The organism is Rhodococcus sp. PvR099, assembly GCF_017833315.1.
GTDB classification, from domain to species: domain Bacteria; phylum Actinomycetota; class Actinomycetes; order Mycobacteriales; family Mycobacteriaceae; genus Rhodococcus_G; species Rhodococcus_G oryzae.
On sequence record NZ_JAFIBV010000001.1, the window covers coordinates 3034555 to 3058204 of the forward strand.

Here is a 23650-nt window from a genome sequence, read left to right on the forward strand (position 1 = left end):
GGCATGGCATCCGTCTTCAGCATGATCATCGCCGGCGACCTCCCGGGCCGGTTCGTCTGGGAGGACGACGAGGTCGTCGCCTTCCTCACCATCAACCCGATCACCCAGGGCCACACGCTGGTGGTCCCGCGCGCCGAGATCGACCAGTGGCAGGACCTCGACGGCGAGGTGCTCGCCAAGTGCACGAAGGTCGCGCAGATCGTCGGGCAGGCGGTGCGCAAGGGCTTCGACGCCCCGCGCGCCGGACTGCTGATCGCCGGGCTGGAGGTGCCGCACCTGCACCTGCACGTGTTCCCGGCATTCAGCCTCGGCGACTTCAACATCTCGGGCGCCGACCCGAACCCCTCGCCGGAGTCCCTGGACGAGGCGCAGGCCACCATCAAGGCGACGCTGCGCGAGCTCGGCCACGGGGCGAACGTCCCGGCCTGACACCGCCGCTGGTTCCGCCGAGTGTGCACCTGCTGTCGCAAACGTCGAGTGGGTGCGCACACAGGTGCACACTCGGCGGGGCACGCTGCCGCCGCCGGCCGGTGGGGCTAGTCGGGCCGCTCGATCCGCGGCAGCAGCACCCGGAACACCGCGCCGCCGCCCTCCGGCGACTCCACCGCGACCGTGCCGCCGTGCGCGGCGACCAGCGCCGACACGATGGACAGGCCCAGCCCGCTGCCGCCGGACTCCCTGGTGCGAGAGCTGTCCGCGCGGTAGAACCGCTCGAAGACCCGCTCCCGCGTCTCCGCGTCCAGTCCAGGCCCCGTGTCGGCGACCTCCAGCACGGCGTCCGGCCCCTCGGTCCCGACCCGGACGGTGACCGCGGCGTCGGCCGGGGTGTGGCTGAGCGCGTTGCCCACCAGGTTGCCGAGCACCTGGCGAAGCCGCGCCTCGTCGCCGAGCACCTCGGCCTGCCCGGGGCCGCCGAGCACCTCGAGCCCGATCTCGCGTTGTGGGGCAACTGCTCTGGCATCGTGGACCGCGTCGGAGGCGACGGTGAGCAGATCCACCGGCGCGCGTTCGAGCGGGCGCTGCGCGTCGAGCCGGGCCAGCATCAGCAGGTCCTCGACCAGCAGGCCCATCCGGGCGGCCTCGCCCTCGATCCGCGACATCAGCAGCCCGGTGTCGGTCATCGCGCCCTGCCGGTACAGCTCGGCGAACCCGCGGATGGTGGTCAGCGGGGTTCGCAGCTCGTGGCTGGCGTCGGCGACGAAGCGTCGCATCTTCTGCTCGGACCGGCGGGCCGATTCCTCGGAGGCCTCTGTGGCCGCGAACGCGGTCTGGATCTGGGCGAGCATCCCGTTGAGCGCCGCCGACAACCTGCCGACCTCGGTCCTGCCGCCGTACTCGGGCACCCGGCTGTGCAGGTCCCCGGCCGCGATGGCCGCGGCCGTGTGCTCCACCTCGACCAGCGGGCGCAGGCTGCGCCAAACGACGAAGTACCCGAGCACGGCCAGGATCAGCAGAACCACGGCCCCGATCACGAGCTGGAGGATCACCAGCCGTTGCACGGTGGCGTCGACGTCGGACAGGCTCACCGCGACCGTCACCGTGCCCATCGGCGAGGTGTTGGCCAGCACCCGCCACCGCTCCCCTGGGTCACCGACCGAGCCCACCGTGACCGGCTCCGAACCGAGATCCTGCGGCAGATCCGGCTGGCTGGCGTCGTCGTTGATGACGAACTGGGGCTGTCCGCCGGGGGCCTGCACGAGGACGAAGAACTGGGTCGGCGGCCGGTCGGGCCCGGGCGCGGGCAGCGCGAACGGAGGCGGCGGCAACGGCAGCGCCTGGGGCTTCGCCCAGCCGTGCGCCGCGTCGCGCAGCACCTCGTCGGTGCGGGCGACCAACGAGTTCTCCAGCGACGAGGTGACCGCAACCCCTGACACGAGCAACCCAAGGCCCGCGAGCAGCACGAGCGCCGCCACCAGCGACAACCGCAGCGGGACCTGGCGCGCCATCACGGCTCCCTGGGCTCGCGCATCACGTAGCCGACCCCGCGCAGGGTGTGGATCAGCCGCCGGTCCCCGGTGTCGACCTTGCGCCGCAGGTACGACACGTACGACTCGACCACCCCGACCTCGCCGCCGAAGTCGTAGTGCCACACGTGATCGAGGATCCGCGGCTTGCTCAGCACCACGCCTGCGTTGACCATGAAGTACCGCAGCAGCGTGAACTCCGTCGGCGACAACGACACCGGCTCGCCTGCCTTCCACGCCTCATGGGTGTCGTCGTCGAGCTCGAGGTCCGCGAACCGGATACGTGCGGACTCGGCGGACTGCGCGCCGCCCGCCGCCCGTCGCAGGATCACCCGCAGCCGGGCCACCACCTCCTCGAGGCTGAACGGTTTGGTGACGTAGTCATCGGCGCCGAGGGTGAGCCCGGCGACCTTGTCCTCCACCGCGTCCCGCGCGGTGAGGAACAGCACCGGCGCGTCGACGCCGTCGGCCCGCAGCCTGCGCAGCAGGCCGAAGCCGTCCATGCCGGGCATCATCACGTCCAGGATCACCGCGTCCGGCCGGAAGCCGCGCGCCCGGTCGAGGGCCTCCGGCCCGGTGGCGGCGGTCTCGACCTCGAAGCCCTGGAACCGCAGGCTCACCGACAGCAGTTCGACGATGGTCGGCTCGTCGTCGACGACCAACACCCTGGCCTCGGTTCTGGTGGCGCTCACTCCCCCATCTTGTTCGTGATCGCTGCCAGGAGGCTGGACATCGGCTGTGAACTTCCTGTGAGTCGGCTCGAGGACCCGTGCGCTAGAGTTTCCCTTGCGCTCCCTCGGGAGTTCCCCGGTTCCTGTCGACGTCGGAACCGGATGCAGCACTCACGGTGTGGCTTGCCTGATTCTCTCAGGGCCACGCCGACCTCGACGGTCACAGCACCGGACGCGCGCCGTCCGGCGTCCCTTTCGTGCCGTCCTCCGACTCGATCCGGAAATCGGGTGCTCACGCATTCTCGAGGGGTCCGGATCGCGAGGCGCCCGCCGGGCGGTCCCACCTGGGATTCGCCCGGCGGACGACCCACCGACGAGCACCTGCCGACACCGCGGATCCCCGCACCCGGCGATGCGGCAGACTCTGGGTGTGACCGCCGACAAGTGCCCGCACACCATCGCCGGGCCGACCCCTGCGACCGATCCGGCGCCGGCCGCGCCGGTGGGGCCGGCAGCCGTCATCCCGAGGCCCCGCCACCGGCTACCTGTGCTGGGCGATCTGCTGAGCGTCGACCCGGCCAAGCCGGTGCAGAAGGAAATGCGGATGGCCGCCGAACTGGGCCCGATCTTCGAGCGCAAGATCGTCGGCCAGCGCCTCGTCGTCGTCTCGGGCGTCGACCTGGTGTCGGAGGTCAACGACGAATCGACCTGGGCGAAGTCCCTCGGCCAGCCGATCCGCAAACTCCGCAGCATTGCGGAGGACGGGTTGTTCACGGCGTTCAACAACGAGCCGAACTGGGCCAAGGCACACAACATCCTGGCCCCCGGCTTCAGCCAGGCCGCGCTGCGCGGCTATCACGGTTCGATGCTCCGGGCCCTCGACGGCCTCCGGTCGGCGTGGGACGGTGCCGCGGCCACCGGCGACCCGGTCGACGTCTCCCGGGACATGAACCGGCTCACCCTCGATGTGATCGGACTGGCCGGGTTCGGCTACGACTTCGGCTCGTTCACGAAGTCCGCAGGAGCGGAGCCCGCGGAGCGACCAGTGTCAGAGGACCCGTTCGTGACGGCCATGTCGCGGGCGCTGGCTCACATCAACCGCACCTCGAACGACCTTCCTTTCGTGCGAAAGCTGTTCGGCCGGAAGGCCGCCGAACAGCATAAGGCCGATATCGCTCTGATGCGCTCGGTCGTCGACGACGTGATCGCGGAGCGGAGCCGACACCAGGGTGGTCACGACGACCTCCTCGACCTGATGCTGGGCACCGTCGACCCGGCCAGCGGGGAATCCCTCGACCCGGTGAACATCCGCAACCAGGTACTCACGTTTCTGGTCGCTGGCAACGAGACCACAGCGGGGACACTCGGATTCGCCCTCTACTACCTGGCCAAGCACCCGGAGATCGCGGCCGCAGCCCGCGCGGAGATCGACGCCGTGGCCCCCGGCGACGCCCCGCTCTCCTTCGACCAGATCGGGAAATTGCGGTACCTGCGCCGGGTGGTCGACGAGACCCTGCGCCTGTGGCCCGCCGCGCCTGGCTACTTCCGCAAGGTCCGGACGGACACGATGCTCGGCGGCCGGTACGCGATGCCAATGGGATCCTGGGTGTTCGTGCTGCTACCGCAGCTGCATCGAGACCCGGTGTGGGGAAACGACACCGAGACCTTCGACCCGGACCGTTTCCTGCCGGAACAGGCCCGCAAGCGGCCGCGCGACGCGTACCGGCCGTTCGGGACCGGCCCCCGGTCCTGCATCGGGCGCCAGTTCGCGCTCCACGAGGCCGTGCTGACGCTGGCGGAACTGCTGCGCCGGTACGAGTTCACCGGCGACCCGGCGTACACACTGGACATCCAGGAAGCGGTCACCCTCAAGCCACGCGGCTTCACGCTCCGGATCCGATCGCGATGACCGGGAGCGTCGAGACACCGTGAACGAATGGCACTTGATCGAAACGTTGGCCGAGGACTCGCCCACCGTGGTCAGCACCGGCGGAACGGTGCGCGCGTGGACCTCGGCCGGCCGGCTGTCGCCCGCCCCCGGCGTCCGGGTCGAACCACTGGTCGAGGCCGTGCGGTCCGGCCGCCGCCGCGAGGTCCTCGAGGCGCAGAGCCAGAGGGGCGAACGCAAGCGGTACCGCCTCGAGGCCTTCCCCGTCCTCGGACCGTCCGGCGACACCCACGGCGTCCAACTGTGGATCGGGGAGGCCGACGCCCCGCCCTCGCCGCCGCGGATGGCGTCCGGCATCTCCTGGTTGCTCGAGCGCCTCATGATCGCGCAGACGCTCGAGGCGTCGATGATGTCCGGGGTCAGCCCCGCCGACCACGTCACCGAACGGACGCCGGCCGAGTACTACGCCAAGGCGGTCAAGTTCGACGAGTCGGAATCGCTGTTCGCACTGGCCTTCAATCCGCAGCCGGGCGCCCGATGGGACGCCGACATGAGCGTGCTGCACGCGGACGGCCGGATCATGCGGTGGCACTGCTGGGCCAGGGCCAGGACCGAACCGGGGCAGGCGGGCCTGCGCCTGCTCTGGCACGACGTCACCGACACGGTCGAGCCGCGCAGGCCGACGCTCGCCGAGCTCGGCATGCAGGAGGTGATGCGGGGGGCCGGGATCTACACAGCGCTGTTCGAGACCGAGCTGGGGGTGCTGACCATGTGGCTGGCAGAGCCGGCCCCGTGGGTGCACTGGCGCGGCATCGAGGGCGGCAACCGGGTCATCCACCCGGAGGATCAGGGCGTGCTGGAGCTGGCCCGCGCCCGCTTCGATTCCGGATCCGTCGAGCCCGTCGAGGCGGTGGCACGGCTTCGGGCGGGCGAGGACGAGTGGGCGCTGTCCAGCCTGCGCATCTCGCCGTATCCGGGCGGGCTGGGCAATCGGCTTGCGATCGTTCAGATCTCGCGGGTGCCGCGGAGCTGACGTCCGCCTTTGCGGCGGTGGTGACCGAAGACACCCGCACCCGGGGCATTTCGTTTGCTACGGTAAAGACGTCAACATGACATCCGGACGAGCAGCACCGTACCCGGCCAGCGACAAGACGGTGCCTTGGGAGAATCACACCATGGCATGGATCGTGCTCGTCATTTCTGGAATCTTCGAGGCCATCTGGGCCACCGCTCTCGGTAAGTCCGAGGGTTTCTCGAAGCTCAACCCCTCGATCGTGTTCGGCGTCGCCCTCGTGATCAGCATGGGCGGGCTCGCCTACGCGATGCGCTCTCTCCCCATCGGTACCTCGTATGCGGTGTGGGTCGGCATCGGCGCGTCCCTCACGGTCGCCTACGCGATGATCACCGGCTCCGAATCGTCGTCGATCGTCAAGGTCCTGCTGATCCTCGGCATCGTCGGCTGCGTGATCGGACTCAAGGTCCTGCACTGACAACCCGCCGCACCCGGACCGGGCGTGTTGCCCGTCACCCCAGGGTTACAGTTACTTCATGAACCTGGTGGCGATGGTCACACTCCCGGTGCGGGCCAGTCTCGCGATCACCGACTCGGCGCTGGGGGTGGCCGAAACCGCCCTCGGCGCCGCCCGGGTCATGCTCGCCGCCTCGACCTCCCCCGGGGCGGCGGCGAGCCTCGGCGGGTTCGCCTCGGCCAACCCCTCCGGACCGCTGAAGCTGCTGCAACAGGTCGCCGAGCTCGCCTCGGACCAGCGTCCACTCGGCCAGGCGATGCGCCCCGGCGGGCCACTGGACCGACTCCTCGAACCGGGCGGCGTTGTCGACCGGCTCACCGCACCCGGCGGCACCCTGGAACGGATCATCGAACCGGGCGGGCCGCTCGAGCGTGTGCTCGCCACCGGCGGCCCTGTCGACCGACTGCTCGACGTGGACGGACCGGTGGAGCGGCTGCTCGCCCCCGGCGGGCTGCTCGACCGGCTCACCGCCGAGGACGGACCGCTCGAACGCCTCACCGCCACCGCCGGTCCGCTCGAAACCCTCACCCGCGAGGGCGGACTCATCGAGCGCGCGCTCGAGGAGGACGGCATCCTCGAGACGCTGCTGGCCAAGGACGGCGCGCTCGAACGGATCATCGCGGACGGCGGACCGCTCGACCAGATCGTCAGCCTCTCCGAGACGCTGGCGTCCCTGGCGCCCAACCTCGAGAAGATGGGCGACAGCATCGAACTGCTCCGCGAGACCGTTGGGGTCCTCAGCGCGGCGGTGGGCCCGCTCGGCGACCTCGCCGGCCGGCTGCCCGGCCGCTGGCTCAAGGGCGGCCGGGGCAACGGCACCGAATACAGCTAGACGCCGCGGCAACCGGTTCCGGTGGCGCTGCGCCGAATCCACCCCTACCGTGTGACGGTGCCCGAACTCGCCCGCACGCTCGGGGTCCGCGACAGCGTGCTGATCGGCCTCGGCTCGATGATCGGGGCCGGGATCTTCGCCGCCCTCGCCCCTGCCGCGCAGGCCGCCGGGACAGCGCTGCCCCTCGCGCTGGCGGTCGCCGGGATTGTCGCCTACTGCAACGCCACCTCGTCCGCCCGGCTCGCGGCCCGATACCCGAGCTCGGGCGGGACCTATGTGTACGGCCGCGAGCGGCTCGGCGAGTTCTGGGGATACCTGGCCGGCTGGGGCTTCGTGATCGGCAAGACCGCGTCCTGCGCCGCGATCGCCCTGACCGTCGGGGCCTACGCCTGGCCCGCGCACGCGCACGCCGTCGCTGTGGCCTCCGTGCTCGCGCTGACCGCGGTCAACTATGTGGGAGTGCAGAAGTCGGCGCTGCTGACCCGGGTCCTGGTCGCGGTGGTGCTCGCCGTGCTGGCGGTCGTGGTCGTCGTGGGCCTGGGCTCCGCGGCGCCGAGCCACTGGGCGGACGGCGGCTCGGGCGGCGCCTTGGGTGTGCTGCAGGCCGCCGGACTGCTGTTCTTCGCGTTCGCAGGCTACGCCCGGATCGCCACCCTCGGCGAGGAGGTCCGCGACCCGCGCCGCACCATCGGCCTTGCCATCCCGATCGCGCTGGGCATCACGTTGGTGGTGTACGCCCTGGTCGCGGCGGCGGCCCTGAAAACCCTTGGCCCGCAGGGGCTGGCGGCGGCGACCGATCCGCTGGCGCAGGTGGTGCGGGCCGCGGGGGCGCCCGGTCTGGAGCCGGTGGTCAGGGTCGGTGCGGTGCTGGCCGCGCTCGGCTCGCTGCTCGCGCTGATCCTCGGGGTCTCGCGCACCACCCTGGCGATGGCGCGCGACGGCCACCTGCCGCGCGGGCTGGCCGCCGTGCACCCGCGCTTCGGCGTGCCACACCGCGCGGAGTTGATGGTGGGTGTGGTCGTCGCGGTGCTCGCCGCCGTCGCGGACCTGCGGCACGCGATCGGGTTCTCCTCGTTCGCCGTGCTGGCCTACTACCTGATCGCGAACTGCTCGGCGCTGACGCTGACGCGCGCGGAGGGCAGGGCGTGGCCGGGGGTCCCGATCCTCGGCGCCCTCGGCTGCGTGGTGCTGGGTTTCGCGCTGCCCCTCGCCTCCGTGCTCAGCGGGCTGGCGGTGCTCGGCGTGGGTGCGCTGGTGTACGCGGCCAGGCGGCACACGACCTCCCCGTGACCCAGGCAGAAGGGGCGCCTCCCCGCCGGGAGGCGCCCCTTTGTCGCGCTGCGTGCGTCAGAGGTTGACGTGGATCGCGAAGCTGAAGAGGTCGCCGCCGAACAGGGCGAAGCGTGAACAGAAACACAGGGTAGCCTCACCTATCTCTCGCGCCACACTTCGGCGCCGCGTCCGCCCACGGCGAAACGCCGCAGTGGCGGGAACAGACCCCTAATCGACGAGGTTGAGCATCGCACGCTCAACTTCAGAAGGGCAGGGTCATGACAACAACCGAACGTCTCCCCGTGCTGTTCGTGGCGGAACCGGTGGTGCTGCCAGGAATGGTCGTCCCCATCGAGCTCGACGAACCGGCACAGGCCGCCATCGACGCGGCCCGCAGCAGCAGCGACGGCCGCGTGCTGCTCGCCCCACGCCTCGAGGACCGATACGCGGCGTTCGGCGTGGTCGCCTCCATCGAACAGATCGGCAGGCTCAGCGGCGGGGCCCCGGCCGCCGTGCTCAAGGCCGGCAGGCGCGCCCGCATCGGCACCGGCGTCACCGGACCGGGCGCCGCGCTGTGGGTCGAGGCCGAACTCGTCGAGGACCACGCGCCCGACGGCCGGACCACCGAACTCGCCCACGAGTACAAGAACCTGGTGGTCGCGGTCCTGCAGCGCCGCGAGGCCTGGCAGGTCATCGACTCGGTCAACCGGCTCACCGACCCCTCGGCCATCGCCGACACCGCCGGATACGCCCCTTACCTGACCGACCTGCAGAAGCGACAGCTCCTCGAAACGCCTTCGGCGACAGAGCGTCTGACCGTGTTGATCGACTGGACGAAGGAGCACCTCGCCGAGGTCGAGGTGGCCGACAAGATCGGCGACGACGTCCGCGAGGGCATGGAGAAGAGCCAGCGCGAGTTCCTGCTGCGGCAGCAGCTCGCCGCGATCCGCAAGGAACTCGGCGAGGGCGAGGCGGACGGGGCGGACGACTACCGTTCCCGCGTCGAGGGCGCGGACCTGCCGGATTCGGTGCGCGAGGCCGCATTACGCGAGGTCGGCCGGCTGGAACGGGCGGGCGATCAGAGCCCCGAGTCCGGCTGGATCCGCACGTGGCTCGACACGGTGCTCGAACTGCCGTGGACGGTCCGCACCACGGACAGCACCGACGTCGCGGCCGCCCGCGCGGTCCTCGACGCCGACCACCACGGCCTGGAGGAGGTCAAGGACCGGATCGTGGAGTACCTGGCGGTCCGCGCGCGCCGCGCGGAGCGGGGCATGGAGGTCGTCGGCGGTCGCGGCTCGGGCGCGGTCATGGTGCTCGCCGGCCCGCCCGGCGTCGGCAAGACCTCGCTGGGCGAGAGCGTCGCACGAGCGTTGGGACGCAAGTTCGTTCGCGTCGCGCTCGGTGGCGTCCGCGACGAGGCGGAGATCCGCGGGCACCGGCGCACCTACGTCGGCGCGCTGTCCGGGCGGATCGTCCGCGCGATCAACGAGGCCGGCTCGATGAACCCGGTCGTGCTGCTCGACGAGATCGACAAGGTGGGCTCGGACTACCGCGGCGACCCTGCGGCGGCCCTGCTCGAGGTGCTGGACCCGGCGCAGAACCACACCTTCCGCGACCACTACCTCGATCTCGACCTCGACCTGTCCGATGTGGTGTTCATCGGGACGGCCAACGTGGTGGAGTCGATCCCGGCCGCCCTGCTGGACCGTATGGAGCTCGTCACCGTCGACGGCTACACCGCAGACGACAAGGTGGCGATCGCCAGGGACTTCCTGATGCCGCGCCAGCTCGAACGCGCCGCGCTCACCGCGGACGAGGTCGAGGTCACCGAGGACGCGCTGCGCGAGATCGCGGCCGACTACACCAGGGAGGCCGGGGTGCGGCAGCTCGAACGGCTGCTGGCGAAGGCGCTCCGCAAGGCCGCGACCCGGCTCGCGGGCATCGCCGCGCCGGAGCGGGTCGTGATCGGCGTCGACCAGCTCAGGGACCTCCTGGGCCGGCCGCGCTTCACCCCCGAGGCACACGAGCGGACCTCGGTTCCCGGGGTCGCGACCGGTCTCGCCGTCACCGGGCTCGGCGGGGACGTGCTGTTCATCGAGGCGAACGCCACCGAGGGCAAGGCGGGGCTGACCCTGACCGGGCAGCTCGGCGACGTGATGAAGGAGTCGGCGCAGATCGCGCTGTCCTACGTCCGCTCGCACGCGAAGGAACTGGGCGTCGACCCCGCCGCCCTGGACCGGAGCATCCACATCCACGTCCCCGCGGGGGCGGTGCCCAAGGACGGGCCGTCCGCGGGGGTGACGATGGTGACGGCGCTGGTGTCGCTGGCGTTGGGCCGCCCGGTGCGCTCGGACGTCGGCATGACCGGCGAGGTCACGCTCAACGGGCGGGTGCTGCCGATCGGCGGCGCCAAGCAGAAGCTGCTGGCGGCGCAGCGGGCGGGGCTGAGCACTGTGTTCCTGCCCGCCCGCAACGAGCCGGACCTGGACGACGTCCCCGCTGACGTGCTCGAGTCCGTCGAGGTGCGGTTGGTGTCCGACGTCGCGGACCTGCTGCGGTCGGCCATCACGTCCGCCGAGGAGCAGGCGGTGCAGGCGGCATAGCCGCTTGTGCGCGATCCGTACCCCGACTGGGGTACGCATCGCGCACAGTTGCGGTAGCGCTTTACATCGACAGGTGTCAATATAGACACATGTCGAATCAAGGTCTGACGCTGACCGACGTCACCGAGCGATGCTCGCCGCTGGTCCGCGAGCCGCTGAGCGAGGGCCACGCACACGAGATCGCCCGCACGTTCAAGGCCCTTGGCGACCCGGTCCGACTGCGCCTGCTGAGCCTGATCGCGAGCCACGACGGCGGCGAGGCCTGCGTCTGCGACATCTCCCCCTCCTTCGATCTGTCCCAGCCGACGATCTCGCATCACCTCAAGGTGCTGCGCGAGGCGGGCCTGCTGGACTCCGAGCGCCGCGGCACCTGGGTCTACTACCGGGTGATCCCCGCCGCGCTGCACCGACTCTCGTCGGCACTCGCGGACGCCGATCCCACCGCCGCGGTGACCGCGTGAGCGCGCCAGCGACCACCGGGGGCCATCCGGCCGTCGTCGGCAAACTCTCCACCCTCGACCGCTTCCTGCCGGTGTGGATCGGCGCCGCGATGGTCGCTGGGCTGCTGCTCGGCAACATGATCCCGGGACTCGGCGACGTGCTCAGCGCGGTGGAGATCGACGGCATCTCGCTGCCGATCGCCCTCGGCCTGCTGATCATGATGTACCCGGTGCTGGCAAAGGTCCGCTACGACCGACTCGACACCGTCACCGGCGACCGCAAGCTCCTGATCAGCTCGCTGGTGCTGAACTGGGTGCTCGGCCCCGCGCTGATGTTCGCATTGGCCTGGATCTTCCTTCCCGACCTGCCCGAGTACCGCACCGGACTGATCATCGTCGGGCTGGCCCGCTGCATCGCGATGGTCATCATCTGGAACGACCTGGCCTGCGGGGACCGCGAGGCCGCCGCTGTCCTGGTCGCGATCAACTCCGTGTTCCAGGTGATCATGTTCGCCGCCCTCGGCTGGTTCTACCTCTCCGTTCTGCCCGGCTGGCTCGGTCTCGAGCAGACCACCATCGACACCTCGCCGTGGCAGATCGCGAGGTCGGTGCTGATCTTCCTCGGCATCCCGCTGGTCGCCGGCTACCTGTCCCGCCGATTCGGCGAAAAGGCAAGGGGCCGAGACTGGTACGAGGGCACGTTCCTGCCCAAGGTCGGGCCGTGGGCGCTGTACGGACTGCTGTTCACCATCGTGGTGCTCTTCGCCCTGCAGGGCGATCAGATCACCTCACATCCCCTCGATGTCGTCCGCATCGCGATCCCCTTGCTGGTGTACTTCGCGGTGATGTGGGGCGGTGGCTACGCGCTCGGCGCCGGGCTGGGCCTCGGCTATCAGCGCACCACGACCCTCGCGTTCACCGCCGCGGGCAACAACTTCGAGCTCGCCATCGCCGTCGCGATCGCCACCTACGGCGCCGCCTCCGGGCAGGCGCTGGCCGGGGTGGTCGGACCGCTGATCGAGGTTCCTGTCCTGGTCGGGCTCGTCTATGTCTCGCTCGCGCTGCGCGGGCGCTTCCGTTCCGCCAACCTCCCCGCCTGACGAAAGGCCGATCATGGCAGCCACACCCAGCGTCCTGTTCGTCTGCGTCCACAACGCCGGCCGATCCCAGATGGCCGCCGGCTTCCTCACCCACCTCGCGGGCGACGCGATCGAGGTCCGCTCCGCAGGCTCCGCGCCCGCCGACGCCGTCAACCCGGCCGCGGTCGCCGCGATGGCCGAGCTCGGGATCGACATCTCCGCACGGTCTCCGAAGATCCTCACCCCCGACGCGGTCGAGTCCTCGACCGTGGTCATCACCATGGGCTGCGGGGACAGCTGCCCGGTGTTCCCCGGCGTGAGCTACCGCGACTGGCAGCTGGCGGATCCGGCCGGTCGGGGCGTCGAGCAGGTGCGCCCGATCCGCGACGAGATCCGATCCCGCGTCGAAGCCCTGATCGCCGAGCTCGCCCCGACCGACTAGCTCTTGTGGGACAACGGATCCGGGAGCGGACGGAACGGGGTGCGCTGTCGGAGCCGGCCCGATCGTCTGGTACTGATACGGGCATGAAACGAACCCTGATCGCCGCCGTCGCGGCCGCCGCCGTGCCCTTCCTCCTCGTCGGCTGCAGCTCTGATTCCGAGGAGAAGACGAGCGACTCCGCCGCCAGCACGGTCGAGGAGCTGGCGATCGGCGAGACCCCGCAGCTGACCGGCGACATCTACCACGACACCTGCGTCGGGATCAGCGAGTACATCAAGACCCTCAAGGACGCAGGCATCACCGACGAGGCCGCCACGCCGGAGGCCATCGGCGCCGAGTTCGCGAACCTCGCGAAGGCCGCGCCGGACTGGGCCACCAAGTCCGAGCAGGACCAGAAGGACTTCCAGCGCGGCGTGGACGCCGGCATCAAGGGCGAGTGCTGACCGCTCCCCCACCGTGACGAGAACGCCCCCGCCGACCTGCTCGGCGGGGGCGTTCTCGTCGGTCCCCGACCGCCCTCGATGCACGTTGACATCTCATGTCAAACTGTCACGCACGAGTCGGCCGGGCTCGTCCAGAGTGCAGGGTCAGGAGGGTACGTGGAGATCACCGAGGAGTCGGCCGTCGCGCTGGCGGGCGCGATCCGGGCGGGGTCGCTCAGTTCGCGCGAGGTGGTCGAAGCGCACATCGCGGTGCTCGATCGGGTCAACCCGGCGTTGAACGCGGTGGTGGTCGAACGGTACGACGCCGCCCGGCGGGAGGCGGACGAGGTCGACGCGCGATTGGCCGCCGATGGGCCGGACGCACTCCCGCCGCTCGCGGGCGTTCCGGTGACCGTCAAGGAGTCGCTCGCCGTCGCAGGCATGCCCAACACCGCGGGAGTCGTTGCGCGCAAGCATATCCGCCCCGCGGCACACGCGCCGGTGGTGCAGCGCGTCCTCGACGCGGGCGCGATCGTGCTCGGCCTGACGAACACGTCCGAGGGCTGCATGTGGATCGAGAGCAACAACCGGGTCTACGGGCGCACCAACAACGCCTACGACCGTCGGCGCAGCGCGGGCGGCTCCTCCGGCGGCGAGGGTGCCGTGATCGGCAGCGGCGGGTCCCCGATCGGGATCGCCACCGACACGCTGGGGTCGATTCGCATCCCGGCCTTCTGCAACGGGGTCTTCGGGCACCGGCCCTCGACCGGACTGCTGCCCGTCACCGGATCCTGGCCACCGCCCTACGGGGTCGCGCGGATGTGCGCGAACGGTCCGCTGGCGCGCCGCGCCCAGGACCTGATGCCCCTGCTGGAGATCATGGCGGGCCCCGACGGCGTCGACCCCCTCGTACGGGAGGTGCCGCTGCACGACCCCGCGTCGACCTCGCTGACCGGCGTCCGGGTGACCCTCGTCGATGACGCGTTCCTGCCGGGCACCGGCCGCGAGATGCTGCGCGCGCGGGACCGGGCCGCCGCCGCGCTGGAGGACGCAGGCGCAAAGGTCGAGCACGTCACGATGACGTCGCTGCGCCAGATCGGCCTGTTCACCACCATCGTCCTGGCCGAGGAGACGGGCATCAGCTTCGCGGAGATCATGCGCGGGGAGGGCGCCCATCCCCTCTCGCTGCCGGAACTGGTCGCGCCGCGCGGCAAGCACACGGCGCCGATGCGGTCGCTGGTGATCGGCGAGGTTCTCGAGAAGCTGTTGCCGAAGCCGCTGGTGCGGCGGCTGGCCACCGCCGCCCACACGGCGGCGGACGAGGTGACGGCGATCATCGGGGACGGCCTGCTGCTGCACCCGACGATGCCCGCCGTCGCGCCGCGACACGGCGCGTCCACCGGCCAGCCGTGGCGGACCAACGCGGTCGCCCCGTTCAGCCTCGCCGGGCTGCCGGTCACCCAGGCACCGCTCGGGCTGGGCTCGGCCGGGCTGCCGCTGGGCGTCCAGATCGTCGGCGGGATGGGCAACGATCACCTGACGATCGCCGCCGCGCTCGAGTTGGAGCGCGCCTTCGGCGGCTGGGCGCCCCCGCGGGGCAACTAGACTCGCGGGCAATCACCCGACCGAGAGATCGCCTTCCGTGCCTGCCGACCAGCTGCCCCCACCGACGACCCCTAGCCTGAATGCGGACTGCGGCAATTGCTTCGCGCTGTGCTGCGTGGCGCTGCCCTTCGCCAAGTCGGCGGACTTTGCCGTCGACAAGTCCGCGGGCCGGCCGTGCACGAACCTCCTGGACGACTTCCGGTGCGGGATCCACACGGACCTGCGGCACAGGGGGTTCACGGGCTGCACCGTCTACGACTGCTTCGGCGCAGGCCAGAAGGTGTCGCAGCAGACCTTCGAGGGGCGCGACTGGCGCCGGGACCCGGCCGGGGCAGGCGCGATGTTCGAGGTCTTCCCGATCATGCGGCAGCTGCACGAGCTGCTCTGGTACCTGAACGAGTCGCTGACGATCGCGGCCGCCGAACCGGTCCACGCCGAACTCCGCGACGCCTGGGACCGGACGGTGGAGCTGACCGAGGGCGACCCCGCGACGGTGGCCCGGATCGACGTCGATCGCCACCGTCAGGAGGTGAACGTGCTCCTGCTCCGGGTCAGTGAGCTGGTCCGCGGGGCCGTGCCGGGCCGCAAGCGCGAGCACCGGGGAGCCGACCTCATCGGCGCCAAGCTGCGCGGTGCGGACCTGCGGGGCGCGAACCTGCGGGGCGCGTACCTGATCGGCGCGGACCTGCGTAAGGCCGACCTGCGGTCGTCCGATCTCATCGGCGCCGACTTCCGGGGAGCGGATCTTCGGGGCGCGGATCTGACCGAGACCATCTTCCTGACTCAGTTCCAGGTCAACGCCGCACAGGGCGACGCGACGACCCGCCTGCCCGCCGCGCTGGCGGTGCCACCGCACTGGGGCGATTCGCCGCCAGAAGGACTCACGGCGAACCCCGCTTCGCGAGGTCGTCCTCGTCGCGCGGGTGGCGGCGGAACCAGGCGGCGTAGCGGTCGGCCAGCGGCGCCGCGCTGAGCCCGTGGGCCAGCACCGAGGCCCCGATCGTGATCACCGCCGTCGTCACGAGCAGGTCCTCGTGGGGCAGCTGCCCCGGTTCCTCGAGGATGAGGATGACGAAGACGATCGTGGCGAGTCCGCGGGGACCGAACCAACCGAGAAACGCGACGGTCGGCGCACGCGGGTGCGTGCCGACCAGTGACAGCGCGACGGGGACCATCCGGACGACGGTCAGGCTCAGCGCCGCGTAGCCGAGCACGGCCAAGGACAGGTGCCCGAGGGCGGGGCCGAGCAGCACGGCACCGAAGACGATGAAGGTCACGGCGCTGAACATGTCGCCTGCCTCGTCGAGCAGGCGTGCCCCCTCTTCCTCGCCGCCGCCGCTTCTGCGTCGGATCGCGCCGAAGGTCAGTCCGCCGATGAACGCGGCGATGAAACCCGAGCCACCCAGTGGCACGGCGGCGGTGTAGGCGAGCAGGGCCGCCGTCACGGGGACGATCTGCGCCCACAGCGGGTCGATCGTGCCGCGCCGACGCGCGGCGGCCAGGATCGTGGCGGCGATCGCGCCCGCTCCGACGCCCGCCGCGATCCCGTACCCGATCTGCTCGGTGACCAGCCGGGCCGCGGCACCGCCGCCGAGCGCACCGGATTCCGCCTCCGCGATGGCCAGCACGACGAGGAAGAGCGGCACGCAGATGCCGTCGTTGAGCCCGCTCTCGACGTTCAGGCCCTGCCGGACCCGCAGCGGCAGAGACCGGAGGGTCACGACGGCCTGCCCGAGCGCGGCGTCGGTCGGGGCGAGAATCACCGCGAGCAGCAGTGCCTCGGGCCAGGCGAGGTCGCCGAGCACGACCACCGCGGCACCGAAGCCCGCCAGGATGGTCAGCGGCAGGCCGATGCCGAGTAACCGAGCAGGAAGGGAGATCTCGGTGCGGAGGGCGGACAGGTCCACCCGGGCGGCATCGGAGAACAACACCAGCGCGAGCGTCACCTCGGCGAGCAGCTTGACCGTCTCGGCGGTGACGTGCACGTCGATCAGACCCGCAGACCTCCCCCCGAGCAGGAGGCCTGCCGCGGTGAAGACGATCGGAGCCGTGATCGGCGTGCCGGCGAGGCGCCGGGACAGCGCCGCGAAGACGAGCAGGACCCCAGCGATCACGGGTAGCGCCCATGTCATGCCGCCACCGCCCCACTCACCTCGCCGGGCTACCAGGTCATGTCGAGTATCCGCCGATCAGCGCGCGCCGAGCGGCAATTTCCACTCTTCACCGTTGCGAAGGTCCCGATGGGCGCAACAGCGGGCGGGTCGCGCTTGCGGTCGCGAGCGGCGCATGGTCGCGTACGGAGCCGCAAAGGGATGAGGCCGATCGGCTCGGCCGCCGTCATCTGGGCCGGCGCAGTGGCGGTCACCGTGCGGCAGGTCCGGCGCCATGCACAAGCAGAGGCGGCACCTCTCGGCGACTTATGTCGCCGAGAGGATCGGCATGTAGCCGGGCCACAGCGTCGGGGAAATCTGCCCGACGCAGCTGCGCGGCCGAGCGTGGTCCGCCGCCGTTCGCCGCACGACTCGACACAAGTCGTCATCGGTAGGGTCCGGAATCACATCGTTCCCGCATAGTCGGTACACAGGTCACCCGACGACTCCAACGCTCGACGTCACTGTTCCGAGAATGCCTTGAGCAGACCAAGCTCTGCCGCGCGAGCGCCGACTTGGAACCTGGTGGTGACCCCGAGTCGAACCATAATGTCGGCAACGTAGCGGCGGTAAGTTCGTAGCGACACGGCGAGCCGGCGCGCGGCGAGCTCGTCCTTCAATCCGAGGTCGAGTGCGCGCAACACAGCCAGCGTCATCTGGGCGAATTCCGGTTGCGGCAATGTGAAGTGCCTGGACAGCCCCGGCGCCGATTCCCAGAGGACCATGGCGAATTGATGCAGCACCCGGAGCAGGTCGGGATCGCTGATGACGTACCCATAGGGCCGTTGCTCACCGGTCCCGCCCCAAACCGCTGCGACCTGTCGATCGATGATGACCATATTGTGGAAGTCGGCGTTGGACACCCGGATCCGGTCGCACAGTTCGGGCTGTTGCCGCAACGATTCATAATCGCGTGTCTCGGCGTAGTGCTGGGTGTACAGCAGACGGACTTCCTTACCGGTCGAGAGCATATCCGCGACCGTTCGCCGACCTGGCTGGTAATGCCGCTGGATCCGCAGCGGGCTCGCCACCGCGAGCATGGCCTCTTTGCGAACACGTTGTAGCAATTGCTGTAGATCGTGTTCCCACCCCTCACCTGGGCGCAACCGGACGACGTCTCCGGCCGCACTGCGGACACTGTGATGTTCGGCTATCGCGTGATCGAGCAGGCGACGCGCCTCCGCCAGCAGTGAACCCACATCCACCCCACCCCGGTCTGGTTGCTTCGCTCCAATTTCAAAGTGCTGCGTCCCCTCTGGATACATAGCTCTATGACCCCACCTTCGACTATGAAAACCAGGCTTACTGGCACCCCCGACAAGCTGTCAATCTAAGTGATCAGATCACTAAAGCACTCTGTGGCGTGGCAATTCTCTGCCACGCGGGACGGCAGCTTCCTGCTACACAACAGCCCTTCTTCGAGGTGAGCCTGTTCTATTTTCGGAAGAGCTCAGACATCCGAATCCAAGGACCACGATGCACATCGACTTCAACGACGAACAACTACAGCTGCGCAAGCAGTTGCGCTCCTACTTCACCGACCTGATGACACCCGAAATCCGCGAGACTCTAGCTGGATCCGGTGGCGAATACGGCGATCCCGACGCCTACAAAGAGGTCGTTCGCACCCTCGGCCGCGACGGCTGGCTGACCCTGGGCTGGCCCGAGGAATTCGGCGGCCAGAACCGGCCGGCCATGGACCAACTGATCTTCAATGACGAGGCCGCCGCCGCGGGCGTCCCCTTCCCGTTCCTGACCGTGAACACGGTCGGCCCGACCATCATGCGCTTCGGCACCCCCGAGCAGAAGGCATTCTTCCTGCCCCGAATTGCCAAGGGCGAGCTGCACTTCTCCATCGGCTACTCCGAGCCCGACGCAGGCACCGATCTGGCGTCACTGCGCACCCGAGCGGTACACGAGGGCAGCGAGTTCGTCATCAACGGCGAGAAGGCCTGGACCAGCCTCATCGAATACGCCGACTACATCTGGCTGGCGGCCCGTACCGATCCGGAGGCGACCAAGCACCGCGGCATGTCCATTCTAATCGTGCCCACCACGGCACCGGGCTTCTCCTGGAGCAGGATTCACACCATGGCCGGTCCCGGCACCAGCGCAACATTCTACAACGATGTGCGGGTGCCCGTCACGAATGTGGTGGGCGAACTGAACGCCGGCTGGCCGCTGATCACCAACCAGCTCAATCACGAGCGAGTCGCGTTGACTTCCGCTGCACCACTTCAGGAATCGCTTCGCCAGGTCTGGGAATGGGCAGAGACCACCACCCGCGCCGACGGTACCCGGGTTATCGACTCAGAGTGGGCGCGACTACATCTCGCTCGCGTGCACGCCCACATAGAGTATCTGAAATTGCGCAACTGGCGCATAGCCTGGGCTGCGGACTCCGGTGAACTCCACCCCGCGGATGCCTCCGCGACCAAGGTCTTCGGCACCGAATTGGCCACGGAAGCTTACCGATTGCTCATGGAGGTGCTGGGCGCCGCATCGGTGGTACGGCAGAACTCCGCTGGCGCGCTGCTGCGCGGCCGAATTGAACGCCTCCACCGATCATCGCTCATCCTGACCTTCGGCGGCGGCACCAATGAGGTCCAGCGCGACATCATCGCCAAGACCGCGCTCGGCCTGCCTGTTACCCGCTGACCTATTTCGAGGACTTCTCATGGACTTCACCCTCACCGATGCCCAGCACGACCTGGCCGGACTGGCCCGCACCGTGCTCACCGACTGGACCGCCAAGAACATCCCGGACGCGACGGGTTTCGACCGCACGCTATGGTCGGCCCTCGCCCGCGCCGGACTCCTGGAGGCCGCGCTGCCCGCCTCGGTCGGCGGCGGGTTCAGCGTGCTCGAACAGTGCAGCGTGCTTATCGAGATCGGCCGCACAGTCGCGCCCGCACCGTACCTGACCAGCGCGGCGGTCGCAGCTGCCGCGATCGCGCAATTCGGCGACAAAGAACAGCAGACACGGTGGGCCGCTCCGGTCGCGGCGGGCACCGCCACTGTCGCCGTGGCTCTCTCCACGGAAGACCACCGATTCACCGCCGAGCGCACCGATGCCGGCTGGCGCATCTACGGCTCGCACAGCGCAGTTCCGGCGGGCGCGTTCGCGGATGCCTTCCTCGTCGAGGCGGTAGCCGACGGCGGCCCGCTGCTGCTAGTGCTCGATCGCGCTACCCGTGGACTGCGCACTACCCAACAGCAAGTCGTCGACGGCTCCGACGCCGCTCTGCTGGAACTGGACACGGCAGTAGGCCGCACCGCTGCGCTCGGCGCGCCCGGCGACGGCTCAGCCGGATGGGCGCATCGCCGCGCCACCATCGCCGCCTGTGCCTACCAACTCGGCGTCTTGGAGCGCGGCCTGGAACTCACCAGCGAATACGCCATCACCCGAAAGCAATTCGACAGGCCGATCGGCGAGTTCCAGGCGGTCAGACAACGTCTGGCCGACGCCTACCTCGACGTCGAGGCGGTACGACTGAGCCTCTGGCAAGCGGCCTGGCGCGAATCCGAGGGCCTTCTCGCGGATGCCGAAATCGCCACCGCGAAATTCTGGGCGGCCGAGGCCGGCCATCGGGTGGCGCACACCATGGTCCATGTGCACGCCAGCATCGGCATCTTCCTGGACTACCAGGTACATCGCTACTTTACGGCCGCCAAACGCACCGAATTTCTGTTCGGTGCTGCCACCGAACAACTTCGAACGCTGGCCGACACCCTCACCGAGACCCAGCGGACGTAGCGAATAGCGGCGCCCGGGAGCCGTATCCGGTGGCGCAGGTCCGAGTCGAACTGCGCCACCGAAGTTCTCAGTCACGATTGGCGAGGGCGTTGACACAAACGGCCGAAGTTCCCACCGTTTGTCGGTTGTCGCGCGTGAGTTGATCTACCTGCCCGATCTCAGCGAAACGCTGACATACCCAGACAATCCACGTAGCCGTGCGCCACAAGTTTCGAGAGCTCCTGGCATTGCCATCGATTGGCGAAATGCGACCCCTGCGGCCGCATCTGGCGCTTCCAGAGGAAACGCCAGAGTCCAACTCAGCTTCTCCTGTCGTCCTGGCGGTGACGGTCATCGGGCCGCTCACCCAGCTTTCAGCACGCAGGGCGTGCCACTGCGTAGACGGCGGTCATGCACTGATTCCAGTGATTTCACAGGGACTTGTGTAACTGCTCTCGCGGATCCTGTTCACCATCGCTGGATCGCGCAACAACGCACGGATCGGTCGCCTGCCGTGCTTGACCGTGAATCATCGTCACCTGCGGGTGACTTTCGGCAGGCCCAATCCAACCTCTGAGACCATGTCTCGCATCACTTCGTTGACACCGCCGCCGAAGGTAATCACCACGTTCCGCTTGGAATGAACGTCCAGTGATTTCAAGGTCTGGGCCGTGTATGGATCAGCGAGGTCACCCCACGAGTAGATGATGTCTTCGGCGATCCGGGCCACGCGTTGCACGCGGGTGGTGTGAAACACCTTGGAAGCAGACGCGTCCGCCTGACTTGGCCCTTCGGGGCCTGCGGACGCCACCACACGCCAGTTCAATACGTTGTTGACCTTCAGAACCGCGACGATTTCTCCAAGACATTCCCTCACGTCGTCAATGTCCAACAACCCCTCTGATGCGGCCCAACGGTGCACGAGGTCGTAGACAGCAGCGATACGCCCGGACGGACTCAGCATCACTCGCTCGTGATTGAGCTGGGAGATCAGGTACCTTACCCCCTTGTTCTCCTCACCGACCAACATCGACGCCGGAACATGCACGTCCTCGTAGTAGGTGGCATTGGTGTGATGTGCGCCGTCGAGTGAGATGACCGGGGTGCAGCTGAATCCCGGATCGTTGGTGTCGACGATCAGTATCGACAGACCGCGGTGGCGCGATTCCACGCTGCCGGTCCGTGCGGCCAACCATATGTAGTCCGCGCTATGCCCGCCGGTGGTGTAAGTCTTCTGACCATTGACGACGTACGACCCGTCGGATTGCCTCTTCGCCGTGGTGGACAAAGAGAAAAGGTCGGTACCCGCGTCGGGCTCGGTGTATCCGATCGCAAACTCGATTTCGCCACGCAGTATGCCCGGCAGGAAGCGTTGCTTCTGTTCGTCAGTGCCGTATCGCAGCAGAGTCGGTCCGACCGTTTGCAGGGTGACGGACGACAGTGGGATGCTCGCGCGCACCGCCTCCGACTCGAAGATCTGCTGCTCTAACGAGCCGAAACCTCGGCCACCGAACTCTTTCGGCCAGCCGACCCCCAGCCAACCGTCCTGTCCGAGTTGACGAACGATCCGTTTGGCCACTGGGCCGTGACGGTCGTGTAGCAGCGAAGAAACATCGCCTTCACTCACGAGAGATTCGAAATACGAACGGATTTCGCTCTGCAGTGACTCTTGTTCCGAAGTCAGACCAATGAACATCGATTACCCAACCTTCTGAGATTCTGTCTCTCACCACCACAATGGCGCACGACATCCTTGGCCAATGAGAAGTATCTGTGCATTGGGTAAGTGACGTCTACACCCAGTCCCCCGTGCAAGTGGTGACACATCTGCATCGCCGCGCGCCCCTCGCCCGCGAACATGAACAGGGCAGCATCGAGTTCGGTGCTGGCACTCCCACCGTTGTCGAGAGTCCAGTTGCAATACAGGGACGTCGATTCCAAGGCGGTCGCTAGGACGTAGATGTCGGCAATCTCCTGCGATGCGGCCTGGAACGTTGCCAAGGGGCGCCCGAACTGTGTCCTACTCCTGAGATGATCCGCCGTCAACTTCAACGCACCATTCAGGAGACCGCTCGCATAGGAAAGGAATACCGTGCGGTGAAGATCGGCAAACAGATCCGGTGCATCAGGACGGTCGCCGAACACCGGCTTGGACCGAACGTCTACGAGTCGGAATTGACTGTCGATCGGTGCACTGGGATCTTCAGTTCCCAACGAACTCGCGATCGGTACGACCGTCACGCCTTGCTGCGTTGCATCGATCAGGCCCGGCCCAGTCGTAGTCGGGATGAGTAACCATCGGGCGTTCTCAGCGCACTGCGCCGCGCTGAAGTCACCATCGATTTTCACAACGGCATCGCCCTCGACCGGGACTGCTTCAGGAACGCCCATGCGCCCTGGCGCCCGCGCACTGACTGCAGTCACCTCTCCGCAAGCGATGCCCTTGCACCAGTCGTCGATCTCGATTCCCGCAGCAGTCCGCGATGCCACCAGGCCAGCAATACCGGCACCCACGAATGGACTTATTACGGCAGCTTCACCCAATGCCTGAGCAACGATGCCGACCTCGACTGCGCCCAGGCCGGCGCCACCATGCTCCTCCGGAATGCTGAGCACATGCAATCCTGCATCCTGAAGCACTGACCACAATTGCGCAGAGGGCGACTCCCGGGAGAGGACCCCTCGGACCGTTTCCTCGACGGCAAGCTGCGTTTCATCAAAACTGAAATCCATCTACACGCCTTCCCGAGATGGATGAGCGCCGCGCGCTGAACCAATCCCCAATGTGTTGCGGGAGTGCCCTTCGTCATGGAGGTGTTGTTGACGGTGCTCGACCGCGACCGAGTCGCCGGTCTGGCCGACCGGCGCGGCGGATGCACGGCAGGAACGTCTACGCTGGCGTCGAGTCGTCGTGCCAGTCGGTATCGGAGGTGCTCAGCAGCACGATGTCGCGTCTCCACTGATAAGAACACGCATACCGTCTGCCTCCTGGTCAGTTTTGGACTCCCCGTTAG

At 68.7% G+C, this 23650-nt stretch carries 21 protein-coding genes and 1 riboswitch; of the genes, 15 read left to right on the forward strand and 6 right to left on the reverse strand.

Going from position 1 to position 23650, the window contains the following annotated elements:
• The first annotated feature begins 3 nt into the window (after positions 1–3).
• Positions 4–429, forward strand: coding sequence for an HIT family protein (locus tag JOE46_RS13930; protein ID WP_209927589.1), 426 nt, complete (start codon positions 4–6; stop codon positions 427–429).
• Positions 430–536: 107 nt separating this feature from the next.
• On the opposite strand, the gene JOE46_RS13935 is transcribed toward JOE46_RS13930, so the two are convergent.
• Complete coding sequence (locus JOE46_RS13935) at positions 537–1946, reverse strand: cell wall metabolism sensor histidine kinase WalK (protein WP_097211907.1); 1410 nt, start codon at positions 1944–1946, stop codon at positions 537–539.
• Complete coding sequence (locus JOE46_RS13940) at positions 1946–2656, reverse strand: response regulator transcription factor (protein WP_179800555.1); 711 nt, start codon at positions 2654–2656, stop codon at positions 1946–1948. Before JOE46_RS13940 ends, JOE46_RS13935 begins: the two co-directional genes overlap by 1 nt.
• 481 nt (positions 2657–3137) lie before the next feature.
• On the opposite strand from JOE46_RS13940, the gene JOE46_RS13945 reads away from it, so the two are divergent.
• The 12 genes from JOE46_RS13945 to JOE46_RS14000 all read left to right on the forward strand — a co-directional run bounded on the left by JOE46_RS13945 (position 3138) and on the right by JOE46_RS14000 (position 15723).
• Positions 3138–4544: a cytochrome P450 gene (locus JOE46_RS13945; RefSeq protein ID WP_257017489.1), complete on the forward strand. Its 1407-nt coding sequence runs from the start codon at positions 3138–3140 to the stop codon at positions 4542–4544.
• 19 nt (positions 4545–4563) lie between these two features.
• Positions 4564–5556, forward strand: coding sequence for a GAF domain-containing protein (locus tag JOE46_RS13950; RefSeq protein ID WP_097211905.1), 993 nt, complete (start codon positions 4564–4566; stop codon positions 5554–5556).
• Between the two features lie 65 nt (positions 5557–5621).
• Positions 5622–5684, forward strand: a riboswitch (guanidine-III (ykkC-III) riboswitch).
• 14 nt (positions 5685–5698) lie between these two features.
• A complete protein-coding gene (locus JOE46_RS13955; protein WP_097211904.1) occupies positions 5699–6013 on the forward strand; it encodes a multidrug efflux SMR transporter in 315 nt (104 codons plus the stop codon).
• A 58-nt stretch (positions 6014–6071) separates the two neighbouring features.
• A complete protein-coding gene (locus JOE46_RS13960; protein WP_097211903.1) occupies positions 6072–6884 on the forward strand; it encodes an ABC transporter in 813 nt (270 codons plus the stop codon).
• A gap of 27 nt (positions 6885–6911) precedes the next feature.
• Positions 6912–8174, forward strand: a complete 1263-nt coding sequence (locus tag JOE46_RS13965) for an amino acid permease (RefSeq protein ID WP_280923603.1) — start codon at positions 6912–6914, stop codon at positions 8172–8174.
• A gap of 260 nt (positions 8175–8434) precedes the next feature.
• Positions 8435–10762 (forward strand): endopeptidase La, encoded by a 2328-nt coding sequence (gene lon, locus JOE46_RS13970; RefSeq protein ID WP_209927590.1) that lies wholly within the window; start codon positions 8435–8437, stop codon positions 10760–10762.
• 89 nt (positions 10763–10851) lie between these two features.
• Positions 10852–11223, forward strand: coding sequence for a helix-turn-helix transcriptional regulator (locus JOE46_RS13975; RefSeq protein WP_209927593.1), 372 nt, complete (start codon positions 10852–10854; stop codon positions 11221–11223).
• The gene (arsB, locus tag JOE46_RS13980) at positions 11220–12302 is read left to right on the forward strand and encodes an ACR3 family arsenite efflux transporter (RefSeq protein ID WP_097211901.1); all 1083 of its coding nucleotides are present in this window, start codon (positions 11220–11222) and stop codon (positions 12300–12302) included. Before JOE46_RS13975 ends, arsB begins: the two co-directional genes overlap by 4 nt.
• Before the next feature lie 13 nt (positions 12303–12315).
• Positions 12316–12723, forward strand: coding sequence for an arsenate reductase ArsC (locus JOE46_RS13985; protein WP_097211900.1), 408 nt, complete (start codon positions 12316–12318; stop codon positions 12721–12723).
• An 83-nt stretch (positions 12724–12806) separates the two neighbouring features.
• On the forward strand, positions 12807–13166 hold the full coding sequence (locus JOE46_RS13990) for a hypothetical protein (protein ID WP_097211899.1): 360 nt from the start codon (positions 12807–12809) through the stop codon (positions 13164–13166).
• Positions 13167–13322: 156 nt separating this feature from the next.
• A complete protein-coding gene (locus JOE46_RS13995; RefSeq protein WP_179800554.1) occupies positions 13323–14750 on the forward strand; it encodes an amidase in 1428 nt (475 codons plus the stop codon).
• Positions 14751–14865: 115 nt separating this feature from the next.
• Positions 14866–15723 (forward strand): pentapeptide repeat-containing protein, encoded by an 858-nt coding sequence (locus JOE46_RS14000; protein ID WP_209927595.1) that lies wholly within the window; start codon positions 14866–14868, stop codon positions 15721–15723.
• Here JOE46_RS14000 and JOE46_RS14005 read toward each other — a convergent pair.
• The gene (locus tag JOE46_RS14005) at positions 15632–16882 is read right to left on the reverse strand and encodes a sodium:proton antiporter (protein WP_097211897.1); all 1251 of its coding nucleotides are present in this window, start codon (positions 16880–16882) and stop codon (positions 15632–15634) included. The two genes, JOE46_RS14000 and JOE46_RS14005, sit on opposite strands and share 92 nt — an antisense overlap.
• 479 nt (positions 16883–17361) lie before the next feature.
• A complete protein-coding gene (locus JOE46_RS14010; protein ID WP_209927597.1) occupies positions 17362–18099 on the reverse strand; it encodes a response regulator transcription factor in 738 nt (245 codons plus the stop codon).
• Positions 18100–18376: 277 nt separating this feature from the next.
• Between JOE46_RS14010 and JOE46_RS14015 the strand changes: the two genes are divergently transcribed.
• Both JOE46_RS14015 and JOE46_RS14020 read left to right on the forward strand, forming a co-directional pair.
• Entirely contained in the window at positions 18377–19558 is a 1182-nt protein-coding gene (locus JOE46_RS14015; protein WP_209927599.1) for an acyl-CoA dehydrogenase family protein, read from the forward strand.
• Between the two features lie 19 nt (positions 19559–19577).
• Positions 19578–20657, forward strand: a complete 1080-nt coding sequence (locus JOE46_RS14020) for an acyl-CoA dehydrogenase family protein (RefSeq protein WP_209927601.1) — start codon at positions 19578–19580, stop codon at positions 20655–20657.
• Positions 20658–21171: 514 nt separating this feature from the next.
• Here the strand turns inward: JOE46_RS14020 and JOE46_RS14025 are convergent.
• Entirely contained in the window at positions 21172–22332 is a 1161-nt protein-coding gene (locus tag JOE46_RS14025) for an acyl-CoA dehydrogenase family protein (RefSeq protein WP_097211893.1), read from the reverse strand.
• Positions 22317–23369: an acyl-CoA dehydrogenase family protein gene (locus JOE46_RS14030; RefSeq protein ID WP_097211892.1), complete on the reverse strand. Its 1053-nt coding sequence runs from the start codon at positions 23367–23369 to the stop codon at positions 22317–22319. Before JOE46_RS14030 ends, JOE46_RS14025 begins: the two co-directional genes overlap by 16 nt.
• Positions 23370–23650 lie beyond the last annotated feature (281 nt).